The 21,708-nt window shown below is 36.2% G+C and carries 15 protein-coding genes and 1 pseudogene; 15 read left to right on the top strand and 1 reads right to left on the bottom strand.

Translation table 11 applies throughout. From position 1 onward, the window contains the following. The first annotated feature begins 187 nt into the window (after nucleotides 1-187). The 15 genes from ACQV2O_RS02320 (at nucleotide 188) to ACQV2O_RS02250 (ending at nucleotide 21,018) form a co-directional block, all read left to right on the top strand. The gene (locus ACQV2O_RS02320) at nucleotides 188-1,360 is read left to right on the top strand and encodes a hypothetical protein (protein ID WP_428873554.1); all 1,173 of its coding nucleotides are present in this window, start codon (nucleotides 188-190) and stop codon (nucleotides 1,358-1,360) included. Nucleotides 1,361-1,432: 72 nt separating this feature from the next. After that, nucleotides 1,433-2,626 (top strand): class I SAM-dependent rRNA methyltransferase, encoded by a 1,194-nt coding sequence (locus tag ACQV2O_RS02315; protein ID WP_428873555.1) that lies wholly within the window; start codon nucleotides 1,433-1,435, stop codon nucleotides 2,624-2,626. Nucleotides 2,627-2,644: 18 nt separating this feature from the next. Beyond that, a complete protein-coding gene (locus ACQV2O_RS02310) occupies nucleotides 2,645-3,346 on the top strand; it encodes an ABC transporter ATP-binding protein (RefSeq protein ID WP_428873556.1) in 702 nt (233 codons plus the stop codon). A gap of 12 nt (nucleotides 3,347-3,358) precedes the next feature. Further along, nucleotides 3,359-6,271, top strand: a complete 2,913-nt coding sequence (locus ACQV2O_RS02305) for an FtsX-like permease family protein (RefSeq protein ID WP_428874876.1) — start codon at nucleotides 3,359-3,361, stop codon at nucleotides 6,269-6,271. 93 nt (nucleotides 6,272-6,364) lie between these two features. Then, nucleotides 6,365-8,413 (top strand): serine hydrolase, encoded by a 2,049-nt coding sequence (locus ACQV2O_RS02300; protein WP_428874875.1) that lies wholly within the window; start codon nucleotides 6,365-6,367, stop codon nucleotides 8,411-8,413. A 129-nt stretch (nucleotides 8,414-8,542) separates the two neighbouring features. Continuing rightward, nucleotides 8,543-9,064 carry a hypothetical protein gene (locus ACQV2O_RS02295; RefSeq protein ID WP_428873559.1) on the top strand — a complete coding sequence of 174 codons (522 nt, stop codon included), beginning with the start codon at nucleotides 8,543-8,545 and terminating at the stop codon, nucleotides 9,062-9,064. 68 nt (nucleotides 9,065-9,132) lie between these two features. Next, nucleotides 9,133-9,783, top strand: coding sequence for a glycoside hydrolase family 73 protein (locus ACQV2O_RS02290; RefSeq protein ID WP_428873560.1), 651 nt, complete (start codon nucleotides 9,133-9,135; stop codon nucleotides 9,781-9,783). Between the two features lie 27 nt (nucleotides 9,784-9,810). Next, nucleotides 9,811-10,947, top strand: a complete 1,137-nt coding sequence (locus ACQV2O_RS02285) for an ATP-grasp domain-containing protein (protein WP_428873561.1) — start codon at nucleotides 9,811-9,813, stop codon at nucleotides 10,945-10,947. 140 nt (nucleotides 10,948-11,087) lie between these two features. Continuing rightward, the gene (locus tag ACQV2O_RS02280) at nucleotides 11,088-13,469 is read left to right on the top strand and encodes a UvrD-helicase domain-containing protein (protein ID WP_428873562.1); all 2,382 of its coding nucleotides are present in this window, start codon (nucleotides 11,088-11,090) and stop codon (nucleotides 13,467-13,469) included. Between the two features lie 10 nt (nucleotides 13,470-13,479). Then, entirely contained in the window at nucleotides 13,480-15,504 is a 2,025-nt protein-coding gene (ligA, locus tag ACQV2O_RS02275; protein WP_428874874.1) for an NAD-dependent DNA ligase LigA, read from the top strand. Then, a complete protein-coding gene (locus ACQV2O_RS02270) occupies nucleotides 15,494-16,795 on the top strand; it encodes a CamS family sex pheromone protein (RefSeq protein WP_428873564.1) in 1,302 nt (433 codons plus the stop codon). The genes ligA and ACQV2O_RS02270 overlap by 11 nt, the downstream gene beginning before the upstream one ends. Nucleotides 16,796-16,811: 16 nt before the next feature. Then, nucleotides 16,812-17,111, top strand: a complete 300-nt coding sequence (gatC, locus tag ACQV2O_RS02265; protein ID WP_428873565.1) for an Asp-tRNA(Asn)/Glu-tRNA(Gln) amidotransferase subunit GatC — start codon at nucleotides 16,812-16,814, stop codon at nucleotides 17,109-17,111. A gap of 1 nt (nucleotide 17,112) precedes the next feature. Continuing rightward, nucleotides 17,113-18,579, top strand: coding sequence for an Asp-tRNA(Asn)/Glu-tRNA(Gln) amidotransferase subunit GatA (gene gatA / locus ACQV2O_RS02260; RefSeq protein WP_428873566.1), 1,467 nt, complete (start codon nucleotides 17,113-17,115; stop codon nucleotides 18,577-18,579). A gap of 10 nt (nucleotides 18,580-18,589) precedes the next feature. Continuing rightward, on the top strand, nucleotides 18,590-20,020 hold the full coding sequence (gene gatB / locus ACQV2O_RS02255; protein ID WP_428873567.1) for an Asp-tRNA(Asn)/Glu-tRNA(Gln) amidotransferase subunit GatB: 1,431 nt from the start codon (nucleotides 18,590-18,592) through the stop codon (nucleotides 20,018-20,020). A gap of 110 nt (nucleotides 20,021-20,130) precedes the next feature. Continuing rightward, entirely contained in the window at nucleotides 20,131-21,018 is an 888-nt protein-coding gene (locus tag ACQV2O_RS02250; RefSeq protein ID WP_428873568.1) for a YitT family protein, read from the top strand. Nucleotides 21,019-21,147: 129 nt separating this feature from the next. On the opposite strand, the pseudogene ACQV2O_RS02245 reads toward ACQV2O_RS02250, so the two are convergent. Then, a pseudogene (locus ACQV2O_RS02245) lies at nucleotides 21,148-21,276 on the bottom strand (IS3 family transposase); the annotation flags it as partial. Nucleotides 21,277-21,708 lie beyond the last annotated feature (432 nt).

The following is a 21,708-nucleotide window of genomic DNA, read 5'->3' as shown; positions in this document are numbered from 1 at the left end:
TTTCAATTCAGAAGCCTATTTTTAGACATAAAAGTACCCCCAAAAGTTAGTTTTTAACTCGAACTTTTGGGGGTCACTTCAAATTTAGAGGTTTTTTGAAGCTAATTTTATAGAGTAGATTGTTGGTGTATTAAAGCTGAACTTCATTTATAATAATAGTAAGACTTTTTAAAAAGGAGAAGGATTTATGGATAGAGGATTTAAACTAGTCAATAAGCTTTTTATTTTCACTATATTATTAGCTTTATTATATACTCCTATTTCTGCTAAAGCGAATCAAATAACCACAGAGTCATTAACAGAAACTAAAACATCAATAGAAAACAAAGTGGATCAAGAATTACTTAAGAAACTTTCAGAATCATTAATTGATTTGAAAGAGGTTGAAGAATTTGAGGTCAAGATGAAGTGGACCAACCTGGATAAAAATCAAGCGATGGGGCAAGCGACCTACCAAGTAGATGTTACAAAAGGAGACCTGAAGGGCGATTTAAAGTTTCAAATGGAAGATGATTATCCCGAGACAGCAGATTTTGGCTTTATATCATATGGAAGACACCGTTTGTTCTATGTAAAAGAATTTGCTTTTTTAGATAGCCTAGCTTATTTTAAACAAGCTTTTTTTAATTACCAGTTTGATAAACAAATGGCTAAGTACACTAATCTTTATACAGAATTTTCAAATGAAACAATCGGGACGGTTAATCTTAATGAAAAGCCTGCGACTTCTTTGCTGCTCATTCCTAATCAGGATAAGTTAATGAGAGTAGATAAGGGACAATTAAGTTTCAAGAAGGATCAATATCATTTAAATATTGAAAGAATCGATATTCCAAGTCTTTTCTTTGATAAGCACCCCTTCTTATCCATCTCTTATCGTTTAGATCATTTAATTCAACCTTCTACTTCATCTATCATGAGCGAGTATCAAGATTGGGAAAATCAATTCAACCATCAAATTAAAATTAATGAGCAAGCGAATGATTTTTTATTCGGAACAAAAATTGAATCCGAATTTTCTAACCATTTACAAGTTAAGGAAACGGAACACCGAACACCACAGTTCAATAAAACACTAAATTTGATGAGCCAAGGTTTAACTGATAAATTAACGAGTTTCACCATGGACTTTGATCCAGATAAACAAATTTTAGATGTTACCTTGGAGGGTATTGTAGAAAATGTAGCTTTTAACTTTTTTAGCAAAGATACAGCTGAACTTACTACTAAAAGAGTTCGATTAGAATATTCTTTTAAACCTAAAAAAGTAGTTATTCCCCAAAGAACAAGTCTTAAAACAATCAGTCCGGCAGCTGCTGACTATTTAATGGAAGAATTACTATCAAAAGAGAAAAAGTAATGCTTTAAGAAATGGGCTTGTTTTCTAGAGACTTCTACTATAAATGATCTTAAGAATGAAAGAGGTAATAGAATGAAGTGTTTTTATTTAAAAGATTTTGCGAGTCAAAGAATTCAAGCAGGAGAAAAATTAATAAGGTTAGAAGACTTTGAAGATCCTGATGATATTAAAGATGCACCTGAGGGGATGATTATCTTTATTACTGATCGCAGTCATAACTTTAAAGGGCAAGCTTTCGTTGGTCGGCAAAACAAAGGCTTTGCTTGGGTTTTTAGCTTAAATTTGGAAGATTTGTGGTCCAAAGAACTCTTTTCAATTTACTTTCAAGAAGCTGTTGAACGTAGACAATCTCTATTGGACGACCCTACAACAACGGGTTTTCGTTTATTCAATGGTGAAGGAGATGGATTAGGAGGAATATCAATCGACTGGTATGACCATTTCATTCAAATCAACTGGTATTCTAAAGGTGCTTATGAGTATCGTGATTGGTGGCTTGAAATTCTTTTAGAATCTCCACTTGAAGTTGCAGGTATATACGAAACCAAGCGTTTTCCAATAGGTGATAGTGAAAAAGCAATGGGACATGTTACCGGAAAAGAAGCCCAACAGCCTCTAATTATTAAAGAACAGAATCGAAAGTATGCTATTTATTTAGGTCAGGATTGGATGACAGGCCTTTTTTTTGATCAAAGAGAGGTACGACAGTATATTCAAGAGCAAGCAAAAGGCTTGTCTGTGTTAAATCTTTTTTCATACACGGGTGCATTTTCAGTTGCAGCTAGCCTAGGTGGTGCCAGTAATACTATCAGTGTAGATGTAGCTAACCGTTCATTAGAGTTAACTAAAGAAAATTTCTTAATTAATCAATTGGACGCTGACAATTTATCTAACGAGATTAGAATTATGGATGTGTTTGATTATATTGACTATGTCAAACGCTCTTCAAAAGATTTTGATATGGTGGTATGTGATCCTCCTAGTTTTGCCCGAACCAAACGTTATGTTTTTTCAGCCTTAACTGATTATATAAAAATGGCTAAAGATTTGTTTAAAATAACGAAAGCAGGAGGTTTGTGTGTCTTATCCACAAACCATTCAGCTTACTCAAAAGATAAATTTATTGAGGATATGAATGAAGCTGGGCGTTTAAGTGGCAAGAAGGTTCAATTGATTCAAAGTTTTAGACTTCCCGAAGACTACCCTTCTTCCGTTGATCCTACGAGTCAGTATCTTACAGTTCTGGTATATTATTGTTCTGAATAAGAAAGGCAGGGAGTAAGAATGTCTTATATTGCATTAAAAGAAGTTGTTAAAGAATATAAAACTGGCGAAGTCGTTACACGAGCAAATGATGGAGTCAGTTTTACAATTGATGAGGGAGAGTTTGTGGTTATTTTAGGTCCTTCCGGAGCTGGTAAATCAACTACACTAAATATCTTAGGTGGAATGGATCAAGCGACCTCCGGACAGGTAGTTATAGATGGAGAAGACATTGCTAAATACAAGGCTAAGCAGTTAACGCGTTTTAGGCGAAATAACGTTGGTTTTGTCTTTCAAAATTATAATTTAGTTCCTAACCTAACAGCTAAAGAAAATGTGGAATTAATGATCCACATTGCTAAAAGTAATATGCAAGCAGAAACCGTACTTAAAGAAGCAGGGTTAGGACATCGATTAGATAGTTTTCCTGCTCAGCTATCTGGTGGAGAGCAACAGAGAGTTTCTATTGCGCGGGCCTTAGCAGGTAGACCCAAAATTCTTCTTTGTGATGAGCCTACAGGTGCTTTAGATTATGAAACCGGCAAACAAATTTTGAGATTATTACAAGATACATGTCGAGAAACACGTACAACTGTTGTGGTAATCACTCATAATACGGTGATTTCGAAAATGGCAGACCGTGTGATTAAAATTCGTAATGGACAAGTAGAAGAAATCGTTAAAAATCCGCATCCTACTAATGTATTAGATTTACATTGGTAGAAAGGAGGTAACATGAATTCGCTCATAAAGGATATCTTTCGTGAGATATTAAAAAGTTTCCCACGATTCTTATCGATATTAGCTATTATTAGTCTAGGAGTTGCTTTTTTTATTGGAATCAAAGCAACAGGACCAGCTATGGTAGAAACCGCGCGTGACTATTATGAAACTTATGATTTGCCCGACGGTCGTATATTATCTACTCAAGGTATTAATGATAATGACATTAAAGAAATTAAAAATTTAAAAGATGGAGCAGAACTTCGGTTACGTCCCATTAAATCAGTTATTGGTATGGTTGAGCCAAGTACTCAACCTATCAAAGTTTTTGGTATCAATGAACAAGATAAAAAAAATTATCAATTGGTTGAAGGGAGATTTCCACAGAAAGCTTCTGAAATCACATTGGATAGTAAGTATCTTGATTTAATTAATACTGATCCAAACGAGTCTGTCAAAGTTGGAGATAAGGTAAAAATCACTCTGAACCAACGAGCAAGTGAAGACGCTATAGATAGTGATAATTCAGATTCAATCTTTTCAATAAAAGATAGTGAATTGATAACAAATGAGTTTGAAGTTGTTGGATTTGTTCAAACACCACTTTATTATGAACGCATTAATCGAGGCCTCGACCATTCTGTTTTTGGGTTAATTCAAGAAGATCAAATACAAGCCAGTTACTATAGTGAAGTTTTCTATTGGATACGTAATAATAGAAAGAGAGCTTATGAACCAGCTTATCAATCAAGGCTCGATCAACTAAAAATTAAATTAGAAGATTTGTTAGCTAATCGTCCAAAACAGCGTTTGGAAGCCAGTAAAAAGGATATTCAAGCTAAATATGATGAGGTTAGTTCAGATTTAGAAGAAGCTAATAATGACTTTGAGGCGGCAAATAAAAAAATCTCCGAAGTCGAAAAGACACTGATAGATTCTGAACAAGACCTTCAAGAAGCTAAGATAGAATTTAGTCAAATTGAAGAAAACTTATTGCGGCAGTCTCTAGAAGGCAATATAGATTCTAATAATCCTCAAGCTTTAGGAAAGCCTGAAGAACAAGCAGAGTTGTTGGAAGGTCAAGAACAAAGCTTAATGGCTAGTAATGAGTTGTTTTTCGGAGAAAATCAACTGAGTCGCTCAAAAAAAGCTGTAGCAGATAGTATTGCTGAGAATAATCTAGAATTAAGAGAAGGACAATTAGCACTTGAGGAACTTAAAGAATTAGAAGCAGATTTAAAAGAACCGACTTATCATGTGTTGACACGTCAAGACGATGCAGCTTATAAATCTCTGAAAGAAAATGCGGAAAAATTGAATGTTATTTCTAATTTGTTTCCAGTTTTCTTTTTTGCTATTGCCGTTTTAGTTGTTTTCACAACTGTTAAGCGCATGTCAAGTGAACAAAGAAACTATATGGGAACCATGCAACAAATGGGATACCATCGCTGGCAAGTAATCTTAAAATTTGTGGTGTATGCTGGGTTAGCAGGAGTGATTGGAATAGTCTTAGGAATATCTTTGGGCTATCGTATCTTTCCACCAATTATTCTACAAGCATATAATTCCATGTTTTATTTGGCTAACCCATTGATTCCTCGCTCTTTATATTGGAATATGATTGTCGGTGCTATTGCTTTAGCTTGTACACTGATACCAGCAATATATACACCTTATGTATTGTTAAAGCAAGCTCCTGCACAACTTTTAAGACCTGAACCCCCTAAACAAGGTAAACAAATTTTACTTGAAAATTGGACTGAGTTTTGGAAACGCTTATCTTTTAATCGTAAAATGACTTTGAGAAACCTTTTCAGATATAAAGGAAGAAATCTCATGACTTTCATTGGTGTAGCAGGCTGTTCAATGTTAATTCTCACTGGTTTTGGAATTAGTGATACTATTTCAGGTTTGCTTTCTAATCAATTTGAGCAATTACAACGCTATGATGCTACCCTGGTCTTGAATGAAGATTTAGGCCAATATCAAACTCAAAAACTGCAAGATGAATTAGCAGATTACGAAGGCATTGAAGCGTATTATCCAATCCGTTCAGAATCCTTAGAATTAGAAAATGATGTTGAAAAAGAAAATGTCAATTTAATAGTTCCGCTAGGTGATGTTCAATCATTTAAAGACTTTGTATTTGTAAGACCAGGTGGAGATGATAAAGTGGCTGAACCAGTTGATTTAGATGAAGCAGGACCTCTTTATACAGAACGATTAGCTGAGTTATTCAACTTAAAACCCAACTCTAAAGCTATCTTTAAAATGGACGATGAAAATTATACGATTCCTTTAAAGGGAGCAGCAGAAAACTATGTCAATCATTATCTCTATATGGGAGAAAATGACTACAATCAGGTGTTTGAAAAGCCCGCTCAAATTAATGCTTTTTTACTGAAATATGAAGCTAATGCCAAAGTGACTCGTATAGAAGACCAGTTACAAGATAATGAGGATGTTCAAGCTATCGTTAATATAACTAATATAGAAGAAGTAGTTAGCAAGACGATGGATAGTTTATACGTCATTACAATTGTTTTAATCGTTTCAGCGGCAGCCTTAGCTTTTGTGGTCTTGTATAACTTGACCAATATTAATATAGAAGAGAGAAATCGTGAACTGGCCACTATCAAAGTTTTAGGTTTTTATGCAAGAGAAGTGAGTTTGTATGTCTATGAGGAAATCTTTATAATCACAGTATTAGGTTCTTTTTTTGGCCTGATAGCTGGACGTGTGCTTACACATATTATTATGAAACAGATGCAAATGAATTCAATGCTCTTTTATCCTAGGGCAACCCTAGCATCCTTTTTAATATCCTTTATTCTTACATTTATTTTCTCAAGTTCTGTTATGCTGATCATGCACCAAAAAATAAAACGTATTAATATGGTAGAAGCTCTCAAGGGACTTGATTAATCAGTCCCGTATTGTTAAGCCCTTTAAGAATATGCTACAATGGTTTAAGTTAAGAACCAATTATAGAGCGACTATCTAAGAGGAGGCAATCAAATGAAGTGTCCAAATTGTGGACGGAATGTCCGTAGTAAGACCCAATGTGCGTACTGCGGTTATAGATTTAATCAAGCAGATAAAAAAGAACAGAGTTTATTGAAAAAGAGAAAACCTAATGATGAAATATCAGTTGAAAAAGATATCCGTGGTCTAAATGAAGTAGCTGATAATGAAAAACATTCTCAAGCTATCAAAGACAATAGACAGCACGTTCCTGTTAGGCGATCTCTTGAAAAAGAATTAGCAGAAGCAGAAAAAGAAGCTAAATTAGCTTATGAACGTTCACTTCAATCAAATTCAAAAGGCAATGAATCGGAAGAGGATTCAGAAGAAGCTTTTAAGAAAAGGGCAGACGAAATTTTATCTTATCCGTACACTGGCTCATTATTTTCTGATGAATCCACCGATAATGCTGAAGATTATATTGTCCCTAGAACTAAAAAGACTAGTTTTGGTAAAACGCTTTGGACTATTGTCAAATGGTTAATTTTATTGGCAGCCTTTTTTTTAATGTTTGTTTACGGACCTCAATTGGTAGGCATGGTTAAGAGTTATTTGGACCCAATAATAAATCAAAATAGTGAACAACCTGTCCAAGAAACTGAGACTTCTCAACTTCCAAAGGATACTGAAAAAACAATGAATGTTACTTCAGATAATTCTTCTTCTGAAGTAAAATCAGAAGAAGAAAATCAAACAACCACTGTAGAAGATACTGTTTTTGAAATAGAAAAATCAAAGGTAGATGTGGATGCTTATCCGATGATTACAGTTAATCTCGATTTTGCCAACTCTCTTTCTGATGTAGATCAAGAAACATTTAACTTTAAAGTGAAATATAATGAGACTGAAGCAGAATTGAAGGATGAGTTTTCTCTTTTTAAAGAAGGCAAGAAACTTAGATTATCCTTTAATGATCCCGCTTTATCAGTGATTGGTGAAGATACAAGTCAACAAGAGCTTTTAATAAGTGCAGAGAATTTTTCAGAACGCATCGCTTATGAAGTACCAAATAAGCAAGATCAAGCAGAAAGAATTGATCAGTTTAATCAAATAGTTACCAATTACTTTTCTAATCAGGAAACAGTAGCTTTACAAATTCAACAGCTAGGAGATAAAGCACCCTTTGTTTATGAAAACCAAACAATGGAGGCTGATCGTCTAATCGCTTGGTTTATTTTACAACGTACCTATGAATTGCTAGCAGAAGAAACAATTACTCTTGACCAAGAAATCCCTGTTAAAACACAATTAATTGCTTCTGGGGATACAGGACAAGTGGCAAGTCAAGCTAGAGATTCCTATACAGTCCAAGAGTTGATTGATTTAACTATTCAATCAGGAGATGCCTCTGCCATGAATCATCTCGTTCAGCTTGCTGAGGGTGTCAACCGCTTTAACTACTGGTTAAAAGAGTCTGGATATTTTGCTACTCGTATGAACGCTCCATTAGCTATTGAAGAAGATAGTTACATAACGGGTGCAGTCACTGATGTAACGGACTTAGCTAATTTACTTGTCAAATTAGCTAAAAACGAATTGATTGATGGAGAATATGACGACTTGCTGAAAGAATCAGTCAATCTCTCACCATTCACAGATAAATTTCCCAATTATAATGCTAATGTGACTCAACGTTACGAATTATTAACTACCGAAGAAAACCCACAACTTCAACATATTGCCGGGATTGCTCAAGCAGCAGGAGAAGACTATATTTATGTAGTTCTTACAAAAAAATTCACTGAACCTTATGAAATGAATGGTAAGATAAGCCAAACAATTAATGATATACTCATACAATATTTAGCGAACCAAGAAGGTGCTGAGATCTTAGAAAATGAAACTACTCTTGAGGTGACGCAAGAACCAGTTCAGACTACTCAAGCAGTAGTAACCCCACCTGTTACATCGGTTGAAACAGGTGTAGAGCCGACAGATAATTTATATAATGGCAAGCAAACAGAAAACTATTACTGGTTTGGCGATGAATACCGTAGAGGCACCTGGTATCAAGATGAAAATGGTGCTTGGTATTATTATTAAAGGGTTTATTCAAATGATTAGTTTTGAGATAGAAAGACTGCAATTTAAGAAGTCTTTCTATTTTTAAGAGCTTTTCCACTTCTCACATCACTTTTTAGGTGTATAATAGAGAAAAAGGGAGGAATTTCAATGAGTCCTACACTGATACAAATCGTTATTCATGCTATTAAAGAGAAATTTCAAACTGAAAAAGCTTTTTATGCGGAAAAGTTAGGCATTAGTCCTCAATCTTGGGACCGATGGAAAAAAGGAGAACAAGGTTTAAAATTTGAAAATATCCAAATAATATCGACTTTATTTACTGACTATGAATGGATGCTTGTTCAAAAAGTTGTGCGAAATGCTGAAATAATTCCAGAGGTTTCAGCTAATCCTGTTGGAGAATACCTCTATCTTAAATATCAAATCGCCAAGACTTGGGTTAACCATGGTATGGTACGCTTAGAATGGCATCAGAGTGAAAGCTCAGAAAACCAACAGAACACAATGATCTTGCAATTAATTGCAGATTATCAATTTTGGGGATACAACGATATAATAGAAATTCGTCTACCTGGAGTTTTGAGACAACAATTAGAAACTGATGAGGTAAAACTCTTACAATGGTTTGATGACCAAAGTGATAAAGTAAGAGACACTGTCGAAGAATAAAAACAGAGTGGTGAAGCTATTTGGTGCAAAGAAAACGCAAAAAAGCTCATAGACCCAGAAAAAAAACTTTGAAAAATAATAAGAAACTTAAACAATTCAAAAAATGGCAGGAAGCTTTCTTTAAACGATTAGGATGTTTAAGCTTCTTTATGATTATCTTTATTAGTTTACTTTTTGTGTTGTTATTTCGTTGGATGTCACAACCGGCTCCTAATTTTTATCAAAATGAGCTTTATCAATCAGATCACTTGCTCAAAGAACAATTTATTGCAGATTTGGTCCCAACTGCCCAAGCTTTACAAAGAGAGTTTGGTGTCTATGCTTCTGTGTCTTTAGCTCAAGCTGTTTTAGAATCGGACTTTGGTAGAAGTCAATTAGCTAGCCAGCATAATAATCTATATGGTGTAAAAACAAGTGCTGACGATCCTAATTCTGCACTCTATCCAACAATGGAGTTTTTTGATGGCGAGTGGGTTGAGATTAAGGATTATTTTAAGGTGTATCCTTCTAGACAAGCATCAATGCGTGAGCACGCTCTTTTAATGATTAATGGAACTTCTTGGGATCCTAATCAATATCAAGCTGTATTACAAGCCAAGGATTTCCAATCACAAGCTCAGGCATTACAAGATTCGGGTTATGCAACCGATCCAAATTACGGAGAAAAATTAATAAATATGATTGAAGAGTGGCAATTGGATCAATATGATCAACCATAAAAAGAATAATATGATGGGAGGGATAAAATGGTTCGAAGACATCAACCAGGAAGTATGATTGGTATTATTGGAGACTCACTTACAACCGCTTTACTGGCCCAAGAGGCCGGAAGATTGGGGTATCGTGTAGCAAGCATGGTGAGTCATGATGAAAACCCGGTCAAACAATTTTCTTATTGGCAAATAGTCGATGCTAACTATCAAGACGAGAGTTTAATCGAATTTGCAAGCTTAGTGGATATGATATATATTGAACCAGGTATTTTATCAAACCGACATTATAAATTATTGGAAGAATATACTGACTTGGCTTTATCAGAAGATTTAGTTGCAATTACAACAGACCGTTTAATTGAAAAAGTTTATTTAGACTCTACTAAAAGTTTAGTAGCTCCTTTTTCAATGGTGACTTCCATTGAAGATATTAAAGAAGCGATAGAATATATAGGTTATCCTTGTGTTCTTAAGTCAGGACAACGACATTTGAATCAAGCCAAGGACCACATTCTTCTATTCAATGAGGATGATTTACCTTTAGCAGAGAAGAAAGTTGAGCAAGCAACATGTATACTTGAGGCTTGGATTCCAGTTGAGAAGAGAGTTTCTTTGACTGTTGTCAGAAATGAGCGAGGAGAATTATTGATTTATCCTCCCTTTGAATTAGTAGATAAAGGGTTAATTATTGGTACACAAGTAAGGTATCCTGCGCGTATTGTTGATGAGGTTTCTAATGAAATCAACCGATTAGGCCGATTAATTGCTGAGTCACTTACATTGATTGGGGCTTTGACATTAGAGTTCTTTATTACATCTTCTGGTGTTATTTACATCAATCAAGCTTCGATTGGCTTATCGCAAGCGGCAACTTTTACAATCGGCTCGATGTCCATATCGCAATTCGAAGCGTGTATGCGAGCACTGTCAGGCTTGCCTTTGCCTACTTTAAAAGTAAAATCAGCAGCAGCTATAGCGATTCCTTTAGAATATTTAAATATAGAAAATGTCATGACACAATATATGTCTCGCACAGATTGGGGTTTTGCTTTAGTAAATTTTCCTGGACAATTACACAATCATTTGGAAGGACAGGTAATCATAACGGGAGATAGTTTAATATCGTGTGATCGGCAAATTGAAATGACCGGATTATATAAAATTCAATAGAATTAAGAAGCTGAAGGGATAGCCTTGGCTTCTTTTTATTTTATGAGGAGTTGAGAGAAGGCTATAAAGGACATAGGAGATTGTTCTTATTTTTGATATAATATCAAATATTGGAAGCGTTGGTGAAATGGAGTGATAATATGAATTTATTAGAAAGTATAGGTCGATTAAATAATAAGCAAAAGGAGGCTGTATTGACTACCCAGGGACCGCTGTTAATAGCCGCTGGGGCAGGTTCAGGAAAAACACGGGTTCTTACTCACCGAATCGCTTATCTTGTTGAAGAAGAAAGAGTAAATCCTTGGAATATATTGGCTATTACTTTTACAAATAAAGCCGCAAATGAAATGAAAGAGCGGATTAAAAACTTAGTTGGCCCAGATGCAGACTCTATATGGGTCTCAACATTTCATGCAATGTGTGTGAGGATACTTAGAAGAGAGGGCGAAAAAATCGGTTATCAACGAAATTTCTCAATCGTAGACCCATCTGAACAACTAACTTTGATGCGTCAAGTGTTAAAAGAATTAAATTTAGATAGCAAACAATTTAAAGATAAGAATCTTCTATGGCAAATTGAACAAGCAAAAAATGAAGGTAAAAGCCCAGCACATTATTTACAAACTGCCGGTAATTTTGTTGAAGAAATTTATGCAAAAGTCTATCAACTTTATCAGACAAAATTAAAACAAGCCAACGCCATGGATTTTAATGATTTGATTCTTAATACTGTTAAATTATTAGAAGAATATGATGATGTCCGTCACTTTTATCAGCATAAGTTTCAATATATTCATGTTGATGAGTACCAAGATACCAATAATACTCAGTATCAACTCATTCGATTATTAACAGGAATTCTTAATAACATTTGTGTAGTAGGAGATGCTGATCAATCTATTTATGGCTGGCGCGGCGCAAATATGGAAAACATTTTAAACTTTGAATCTGACTTTCCTCAAGCTAAAACGATTCTATTAGAACAAAACTACCGTTCCAGTCAAAATATTTTAGCTGCAGCTAATAGTGTGATTAAAAATAATCGAAATCGTAAAGTTAAGAAATTATGGTCTAATAAGGACAAAGGAAGCAAGATTAAGTTTTATCATTCAGACAACGATTCAGAGGAGGCGCTTTTTGTTATTCAAGAAATTATTGAGCTTAAAGATCGTTTTAATTTAAAAAATGATGATTTTGCTATTCTTTATCGAACTCAAGCTCAGTCACGCTCTTTAGAGGACCAGCTGTTAAAAGCCAATTTACCTTATAAAATTATTGGGGGCTTGAAGTTTTATGCTCGTAAAGAAATCCAAGACACCTTGGCTTATTTAAGGTTAATTAATAACCCCGCTGACAACCTTAGCTTTAATCGAATTGTGAATGTTCCTAAACGTGGAATTGGAAATACCACTATCGAGCGGTTATCAAATTTTGCTGCTCAGATTCAGTTACCCTGGTTCATGGCGATCGATTATTTAGATCAGTCTCAACTATCTAAAGCAGTACAAAAGAAATTACAAACGTTTGCTCAAATGGTTAAAAATCTTCAAGAACAAGCAAAATATCTCTCTATGAGTGAACTAGTAGAGCAAGTGTGGCAGCTTTCAAACTATACTCAGGCTTTAATTGAAGAAGGCACCCTTGAAAGTCGAGCTCGCTTAGAAAACTTAGAAGAATTTGCTTCAGTAACTAAACTTTTTGACCAAGAGGATCATAGTTTACTGTTAGAAAAAGATCCTGATTTTCAAAATCAAGATCAAAGCACTATCGAATCGCAAGCAATTTTAGAAATATCAGGTTCAAATGTTGCTTTGGATCTATTTGAGTCAGCAGTGGAAAGTGAGGACGATACTAATCAATCAACAGCTTTATTGACTCAATTCCTTACAGAATTGTCTTTGGTTAGTGATAACCAAGAAGAGGATGAACAAATGGGTATCACTTTGATGACTCTACATGCAGCCAAGGGCTTAGAATTTCCGGTTGTCTTTATTGTTGGAATGGAAGAAGGGATTTTCCCATCCTATCGTTCTTTTGATAATGAAGAAGATTTAGAGGAAGAAAGAAGATTAGCCTATGTAGGAATGACACGCGCTGAGGAAATATTATATTTAACAGCAGCATCCAATCGTCTACTATACGGACGTTATCAGCAAAATTTAGTTAGTCGATTTATAGATGAGATTGAACAAGATTTACTTGAGCATATTGGACTTCCAGGAAGAGTCAAAAGATTTACTGCAAATAATCGAGGAAAAAACCAAGCCAATAGAGTTAAGTTAAGTCCCCCTTCGGCTCCCGTTAAGAAGAAGCGAGCTTTCCAAGCAACTTCAAATGTCAAAGGTCTAGAAATGATTAACTGGCAAGTGGGAGACAAAGTGGACCACAAAGCTTGGGGTCAAGGGACAATTGTAAAAGTTGACAAGTCAGCTAGCGACCAAATTTTAAAAGTAGCTTTTCCAGAGCAAGGAATTAAACAGTTAATGGCAGCATTTGCTCCAATTACTAAGTTATCAGATTAGGAGGCTCCTGATGTCTAATCAGCAGAAAGAAAGACAACGTTTAGATGCTTTAAAAGAAAAATTAAATAATTATGCTTACTCTTACTATGTATTGGATCAGTCATTAATTACGGATGCAGAGTATGATGAGCTGTATCAAGAATTGCTCATGATTGAAGCTAAGTATCCGGAGTGGGTCACTTTGGACTCACCTAGTCAGAGAGTGGGTGACCAGCTGTTAGAAGGTTTTCAAAAGGTTAAACATGCTCAAACCATGTACTCTTTAAGTAATGCTTTTAATGAAGCAGACATACATGCTTTTATTAAAAAGGTAGAAGAAGTGGTTGGGTCTCAGCATTCTTTTATCTGTGAGTGTAAAATCGATGGTCTTGCCATTGCCTTAACTTATGAAGATGGTTTGTTTGTTCGAGGAGCTACACGAGGTAATGGTCAAACGGGAGAAGATATTACTCAAAACCTACGAACAATCCATTCCTTACCATTACGACTGAGAAAGCCCATTTCAGGTGAATTTCGAGGAGAAGCTTATATGCCTAAAGAGGTCTTTTTAAAATTAAATGAACAAAGAGATGAGGCAGGGGAAAGTCCCTTGGCTAATCCTCGCAATGCGGCAGCTGGTGCATTGCGACAGAAAGATCCCGCAAAGGCAGCAAAGAGGCAACTAAACATATTTATGTATAATTGCTCTAGTCAATCGGATATAGAGGCAACTTCTCAAGGAGAACTCCTAGAAGAGATGGAAGCTGTTGGCTTAAGAACGAACTCTTTTAGAAAAGAATGTCATAATTTTAATGAAGTATGGGAGTTTATCCAAACGGTTGGCCAAAAAAGGCACCAATTACCCTATGAGATTGATGGAGTGGTTATTAAAGTCAATGCTTTTGAATATCAAGAAAAATTGGGGCATACTATTAAAGCGCCCCGTTGGGCAATTGCCTATAAGTTTCCAGCAGAAGTTGCTCAAACAACTTTACTTAATGTAGATTGGACAGTGGGTAGAACTGGAGTAGTTACCCCTACCGCTATTATGGAGGCTGTTCAATTGGCAGGAACTACTGTTCAAAGAGCAAGTCTTCATAATGTAGATCTTATTGAAAAACTTGATTTACATATAGGTGATCAAGTCGTTATCCATAAGGCAGGAGATATTATTCCCGAAATATTAGAGGTTGATCTAACTAAAAGAAAGCGAGATGATCGACCGGTAGCTATTCCTACCGAATGTCCACAATGTCATGAAGAGCTAGTGAAAATTAAAGATGAAGTGGCTTTAAGATGTGTTAATCCTAACTGTCCCGCCCAAAGGTTGGCTCAGATTACTCATTTTGTTTCCCGATTAGCCATGAATATTGATGGTCTGGGTGAAAAAATTATTGAGCAATTATTGGACCATCATTTGATTGAAAATCCGGCTGATCTTTATTATCTCAAGCAAGAAGACCTTTTAAAACTTGATAAGATTAAAGAAAAGTCAGCTAACAACTTGATCCAAGCGATTAATGAGTCTAAGGATAGGGGATTAGATCGATTACTATTTGCTTTGGGAATTCGTCATGTCGGTGCAAAAGCTGCTCGCCTAATTGCCGAAGAATTTGGTACAATAGAAACAGTGATGATTGCCGAGGCAGAACAAGTCGGTCAAATTGAGGGCATAGGTGAAATCATCTCTCAATCACTGGTTCATTATTTCCAACAAGAGTCTTCATTAAAATTGATTGATCGTTTAAAAAAAATAGGTGTCAAAACCGATTTTCAAACAACCGTGATTGGCACTCAACAGACCAATGAATTTAAAGGAAAGACTATTGTTCTAACTGGTAGTATGAATGCTTATACTCGTAATGAAGCAAAGCAAATTTTACAAAATTTAGGAGCAAATGTAACCGGCTCAGTCTCAAAGAAAACAGATATATTGATTGCGGGGGCAGAAGCCGGCAGTAAATTAATAAAAGCTCGGGATTTAGGTGTTACAATCATAGATGAATCTACATTTATAGAAAAATTAGTAGAAAGTGGAATTAACGATGCAAAATAAATTGAAATGTATCACATTGCTAACCTGTCTTACTTTATTGTCAGGTTGCTTAAATAATTTAGAGGTAAAAAAAGAAGAAGCAGAACTGACACCTGAGAAGGTGATGGCCAGGTCAACTTCTAACCAATTAGCTAATGAAAATTATCGAGCTGTAATAACAGATGGTAAGTATCAACTCGGCCCCTCAGCTAGTGCAGACTACACATTATCTTCAACGGGCAATGCCTTTGCTTTCGAAGATGGTCTGTTACGTTTGTCACGAGAGGTGTTTCCTACCGATCAATACTTTTTACAAGAAGGCCAATTGATTGATGGTGATACATTGACTTCTTGGGTAGGCAGAGAAGCAGACAATAATCCAGCAGGCTTAAACCCTGCTATCCCTGTCGATAGTGGTGGTGCTAATCGTGAAACAACATCTTCTGACACTGATACTACTGTTGAGAATCAATCCCCTACTATTGAAGAAGCGACAGTAACTTCGGTTTTAGAAGATGGTCAAGAGGTTATGGTTGATGTAGAGGGTAATATCATTGATGAGAACGCCGGTAGGCCAGATCAGGTTGTCACTCAGGTTCAATCTACGCCTATTTACTTATCGCAAATTTTAGAAAAAAATATTATGGTTGAAACTGAAACAGGGTACAAGCTAGCAGGTATTGTTCTTGGCTTATCCATGAATTCGCGTTATGAGTACACCGACCCAGAGGGGGTTGTTTACGAAGAAGAAATCTCTATGGGAGAAATGCGTGAGCGCGGAAGAGCTTATGCTAATATAATTGTGGGTCGTTTAAGAGCAACCGAAGAATTGAGATCTATTCCTATTCTAGTGGGTATATACCGACAGGCACCTTCTGATGAAATTGTAGGGGGTAGTTTTGTCTTGGATGGTATTTCACGTGAGGGAAATGCGGTTTCTGATTGGAAAGAGCTTAATGAATACCGAGTTGCTCTACCTATGACTGATTCAGGTGTCGAAGCAGAAAAATACGCTTATTTTGATAGTTTTTCTAAAGGCATTCGTGAGTTTTTCCCCAATCTGAATGGTATTTCCGGTCAAGTATTATATGCAGACGATCAGTTGAAAACATTAGATATTGAAATAGTCACACAGTTTTATCAAACAACAGAAATTACTGCTTTAAGTCAGCATGTGCTGGACACTGCGCAGAAAACATTACCTGAGAACATAGCAATTGAGATTAAAATTGTTTCTAATGCGGATACAGAAGCTTATATAGGTAGAAATGCAGGAGAAACGGAGTATCAATCACATATATTTAGACAATAAGAAGAGGGGGAAAAGAATGATTACACGCGAGGAAATTAAGCATGTTGCAAAATTAGCCAAATTAAGTTTTAGTGAGGAAGAACTGGACCAATTTGCTCCAAATATCCAAGAGATTGTTGAAATGGTTGAGCATTTACAAGAGGTGAACACGGAAGGTGTCGAGCCGACTTATCATGGTAACCAGTTGAAGAATGTTTATCGTGAAGATATCGCAGTCCCTAATCCGTCTTATCGAGCCTTATTGGATAATGCCCCAACAGTAAATGAAGGCTATATTCAAGTACCAGTGATTATCGAAGATGAAAAAGGAGATTAAGATGAAAAAATTCCCAACAACCATTACTGAGATGAAAAAAGGGCTAGAATCAGGAACATTTACAGCTGTCGAATTGCTTGAACATACCTACCGGCAAATTGAGACTTTGGAGAGTGCTGTTCAATCCTTTTTAAATTATGAAGATTTTAAAGAGCCGGCTTTTGAAGTGGCTAAAGCTGCAGATGAAGAAGGCTATTCGAATAATGATTCAAAATTATTAAAAGGCATTCCTATAGCAATCAAAGATAATATTTTAACAGCTGATTTTAAAACAACTGCAGCCAGTAAAATGCTTGAAGATTTTGTGCCAACTTATGATGCCTTTGTTATAAAACAATTAAAAAAGGCAGGAGCCATTATAGTGGGTAAGGTTAACCTAGATGAGTTCGCTATGGGAGGATCTACTGAAAATTCCTATTTTAAAACAAGTAAAAATCCTTGGGATCTTGAAAGAGTACCAGGAGGCTCTTCGGGGGGGTCGTCAGCAGCCGTAAGTGCTAGACAGGTGCCAGCAGCTTTAGGAACCGATACCGGTGGTTCGATTCGTCAACCTGCCTCTTATACAGGTATTGTTGGAATGAAGCCAACTTATGGTCGTGTTTCTCGTCATGGAGTGATCGCTTTTGCTTCTAGTCTTGATCAAGTCGGACCGATGACTTTAACAGTTGAAGATAACGCTTTACTTTTACAAGTGATTGCGGGGCATGATCCAAATGATGCGACCAGTTTAGCCGACGAAAAATTAGATTTTAGCAGTTTGATTGGTCAATCCATTGAAGGCAAGCGAATTGCTTTTCCTAAAGAATATCAATCAGAGGTCATTGATGCGGATGTTCGTCAAGCAATGGAAAAAGCAGCTGATTATTTTACAAGTAAAGGAGCAATCGTTGAAGAAGTTTCTCTTCCTCACTCTGAGTACGGGATTAATGTTTATTACATACTAGCTTCTGCGGAAGCTTCATCTAATTTACAGCGTTATGACGGTATTCGCTACGGTTATCGTTCAAAAGCAGCTGAAAATTTAGAAGAAATCTACTTAAAATCTCGCTCTGAAGGCTTTGGTCCTGAAGTCAAGCGACGATTAATGGTAGGGACTTATTCTTTAAGCTCAGGCGCCTATGATAAATTCTTCAAGAAGGCAGCGCAAGTGCGCTCATTAATTATTCAAGACTTTAAAGAAGTATTTGATCAATTCGATCTTATTATGGGACCGGTCACTAATTCGACAGCTTACAAAATTGGTGAACGCATTTCAGATCCGCTCAAAATGTATGTGGCAGATTTGTTGACAATCCCGGTTAATTTGGCTGGAATACCCAGCCTATCTGTACCTGCCGGCTTTGATAGCAAGGGCTTGCCTATTGGAATGGCACTCACAGGCCCAGTGGATAGCGAAGCCTTACTTTACCAAATGGCTTATGATTTTGAGCAAGGTCACGACTTTGTTAAGCAAGCACCTAAACTATAGGAGGATCTAGATGAATTTTGAAACAGTAATCGGACTTGAAGTCCATGTGGAATTAAAAACCCAATCTAAAATCTTTTCTTCCTCACCTGTTGGCTTCGGTGTGGATCCCAACGCCAATACCAATGAGAAAGATTGGGGCTATCCGGGAGCGTTACCGACTATGAATCGCCAAGCGATAGAATACGGAATGAAAGCTTCTCTAGCTTTAAATTGCCAGGTAGCTAAGCAGATGAAGTTTGATCGTAAAAATTATTTTTACCCGGATAATCCATCTGCCTACCAAATTTCTCAATTTGATCAACCGGTCGGGTCTAATGGATACCTGGATATTGAAGTAGAAGGAAAAAAACGTCGGATACGTATTGAACGTGTTCATTTGGAAGAAGATGCAGGAAAAAACACACACGGAGTGGACGGCTATTCATATGTTGATTTAAATCGCCAAGGTACGCCATTAATTGAAATTGTTACCGAAGCAGATATTCGTTCCCCTAAAGAGGCCCACGCCTTTCTAGAAGCCTTACGGGAGAGAATAATGTATACAGGCGTTTCGGATGTGAAAATGGAAGAGGGCTCTTTACGCTGCGATGGTAATATTTCAATTCGACCTTTTGGCCAAGAAGCTTTCGGGACAAAAACTGAAATCAAGAACTTAAATTCCTTTAATTATGTTCGCAAAGGTTTAGAGTTTGAAGAAAAACGTCAGGAAAATATTTTAAGATCTGGTGGTATCATTTATCAAGAAACACGTCGTTATGACGAGAAAACAGGACAAACGATTCTAATGCGTACTAAAGAGGGGGCGGCAGATTACCGCTACTTCCCTGAACCAGATCTACCACCGGTAACTATTTCACAAGAATGGATTGATCAAGTCCAGCAAACGATGCCAGAAATGCCAGAAGTGCGTCGTAAAAAGTATGTTGAGAATTATCAGCTTCCGGAATACGATGCCATGGTCTTAACCCTTCAAAAGGAAATGTCAGATTTCTTTGAAGAAACTATTCAAGAAGGAGCAGATGCAAAGCAAGCTTCCAACTGGTTAATGGGAGAAGTATCTGCTTATCTAAATGCACAACAGCTTGAGCTTTCTCAAACAGCTTTAACTCCTAAGAATTTAGCAGAAATGATCCAACTAATTGATAAAGGAACAATTTCTTCCAAAATTGCCAAAAAACTCTTCAAAATATTAGCTCAAGAAGGGGGCAACGCTAAAGAAATTGTTGAAGCTCAAGGAATGGCTCAACTTTCAGATCCAGCCCAATTGAAACCTTTGATTGAAGATATTATTGAAAATAATCCACAATCCGTTGAAGACTATAAGAATGGAAAAGATCGAGCTGTTGGATTTTTTGTAGGACAAGTTATGAAAAAAACTAAAGGTCAAGCAAACCCCCAAGTCGTTAATGAGTTAATCCTTGAAAAATTGCAAACAATGTAGCTATAAGGAATCATAAACGAGACAAGTGAAAACCGACATTTGTGTCGTTTTTACTGGATTCAAACAATTATAAGAAAAGCCATTTATAAAAGAAGATAGGAAGTGTAAAAATGAAAAATATCATATCGTCATTATTAATGACAATCGTCGGAACATTCTTAGTCGCATTAGCTATCAACTTAGTATCTTTACCGAACGAGTTGGGAGATGGCGGAGTTACTGGTTTTACCCTCTTTCTTCACTATACTCTAAACTTTGATATTCCTAAGACCGCCTTCGTTTTAAACGTGATTATTCTGATTATTGGTTGGAAGTTATTGAGTAAAATGACGATTGTTTATACGCTCTTATCAATTGCTGCACTTTCGTTTTTTTTAAAAGTCGTTCAGCCTACCCCTTTCATTCCAGATAACCAATTAGTTGCTCCTTTAGTATCAGGGGTAATTATGGGAACAGGATTGGGAATTGTCATTCGTGGCGGTGGATCAACCGGAGGTACAGATATTCTTGCTTTAATTTTGAATAAGTATGTTGGAATTAGCGTTTCAAATGCTTTACTAATATTTGATGGAGTGATTATTTCCTTATTATTTTTTGCGATTGGTCTAGAAAAAGGCGCTATTTCCATTGTTGGGATTCTCCTGTATAGCCGAATCTTAAACTTCTGGGTTACAGGTTACAATCCTAAAAATGCACTGTTTGTTATTTCAGAAAAACATGAAGAAATTGGTAATGAAATTATGGATAAAGTTAAGCGCGGGGTTACTATCTTCTCTGGTTATGGCTTCTACTCAAAGGCTCAACGACAAATATTATATGTGGTGGTTTCCAATCGTCAGCTAATGGCGGTTAAAAAGATTGTTCATAATATTGACCCTAAAGCATTTATTGCGGTTAACGATGTTCAACAAGTGGATGGTGAAGGCTTTACCTTCTTACGTGAACCTGAAGAAATGACTTTAGAGACTGACGAAAGTATTTTAAATACAAATGGCTAATATAATGCTTTCTATTTCTTAAGAATAATTATAAAAACCTTGCATGATTTGGCACTGCACCCCATAAATGGGACAGAATAAAAAATACCTCTGTTAGGCTGCTTGTTGTCGGTATTGAATCGGTGACACCTAGCCTAATTTTTGTTGAACTCGCTTATGATTAACAGTTTTTTCTGTTTCTAAGTTGATTAAATGGGTGATTTTACGGTAACCATAGGTGAAAGGCTGTTTCTTACATAATTGTCCAATTTTAATTTTCCCTTCATTTTCTAGGTTAGCATTTACACGAACTTTCCAACGATAATAAGTAGATCGAGCGGATCCCTAAGCAGGAGAGGATTAAACTCACCGAATCATGCGCTTTTAAACTTTCAACCGTTTCGACGACCACTTTTGGTACCCACTCCTCTTCAACTCTTTGTGTTTTTTTAGGACATCCATCGCTGCTTGATGACGTTTTAATTTGATTTTGAGTGGATCTATCTCGCTAAGTTCTTCTAATCCTTTGCCATAAGTCTATTCTTTACCTCCAGCTTGATTGAAGCGCTAGGTTTGACCTTAACGATCCCAACGCCAGCAAGTTTTTACTTGAGATGTGTTCTTAATGTTTAATTCATTCATTATTTGTTTATTAGTCCGGCTTTCATTTTTCAATTCAATACATTTCCATTTTGTTTCTGCAGAATAAGC

The organism is Facklamia sp. P13055, from assembly GCF_050409445.1.
Classification (GTDB): Bacteria; Bacillota; Bacilli; order Lactobacillales; family Aerococcaceae; genus Facklamia.
This window is presented reverse-complemented; position numbering and strand designations above follow the sequence as displayed.

Coding starts and splice junctions, on each gene's coding strand:
- ACQV2O_RS02320 (WP_428873554.1), top strand. CDS start 188: ATGGATAGAGGATTTAAACTAGTCAATAAGCTTTTTATTTTCACTATA.
- ACQV2O_RS02315 (WP_428873555.1), top strand. CDS start 1,433: ATGAAGTGTTTTTATTTAAAAGATTTTGCGAGTCAAAGAATTCAAGCA.
- ACQV2O_RS02310 (WP_428873556.1), top strand. CDS start 2,645: ATGTCTTATATTGCATTAAAAGAAGTTGTTAAAGAATATAAAACTGGC.
- ACQV2O_RS02305 (WP_428874876.1), top strand. CDS start 3,359: ATGAATTCGCTCATAAAGGATATCTTTCGTGAGATATTAAAAAGTTTC.
- ACQV2O_RS02300 (WP_428874875.1), top strand. CDS start 6,365: ATGAAGTGTCCAAATTGTGGACGGAATGTCCGTAGTAAGACCCAATGT.
- ACQV2O_RS02295 (WP_428873559.1), top strand. CDS start 8,543: ATGAGTCCTACACTGATACAAATCGTTATTCATGCTATTAAAGAGAAA.
- ACQV2O_RS02285 (WP_428873561.1), top strand. CDS start 9,811: ATGGTTCGAAGACATCAACCAGGAAGTATGATTGGTATTATTGGAGAC.
- ACQV2O_RS02280 (WP_428873562.1), top strand. CDS start 11,088: ATGAATTTATTAGAAAGTATAGGTCGATTAAATAATAAGCAAAAGGAG.
- ligA (WP_428874874.1), top strand. CDS start 13,480: ATGTCTAATCAGCAGAAAGAAAGACAACGTTTAGATGCTTTAAAAGAA.
- ACQV2O_RS02270 (WP_428873564.1), top strand. CDS start 15,494: ATGCAAAATAAATTGAAATGTATCACATTGCTAACCTGTCTTACTTTA.
- gatC (WP_428873565.1), top strand. CDS start 16,812: ATGATTACACGCGAGGAAATTAAGCATGTTGCAAAATTAGCCAAATTA.
- gatA (WP_428873566.1), top strand. CDS start 17,113: ATGAAAAAATTCCCAACAACCATTACTGAGATGAAAAAAGGGCTAGAA.
- gatB (WP_428873567.1), top strand. CDS start 18,590: ATGAATTTTGAAACAGTAATCGGACTTGAAGTCCATGTGGAATTAAAA.
- ACQV2O_RS02250 (WP_428873568.1), top strand. CDS start 20,131: ATGAAAAATATCATATCGTCATTATTAATGACAATCGTCGGAACATTC.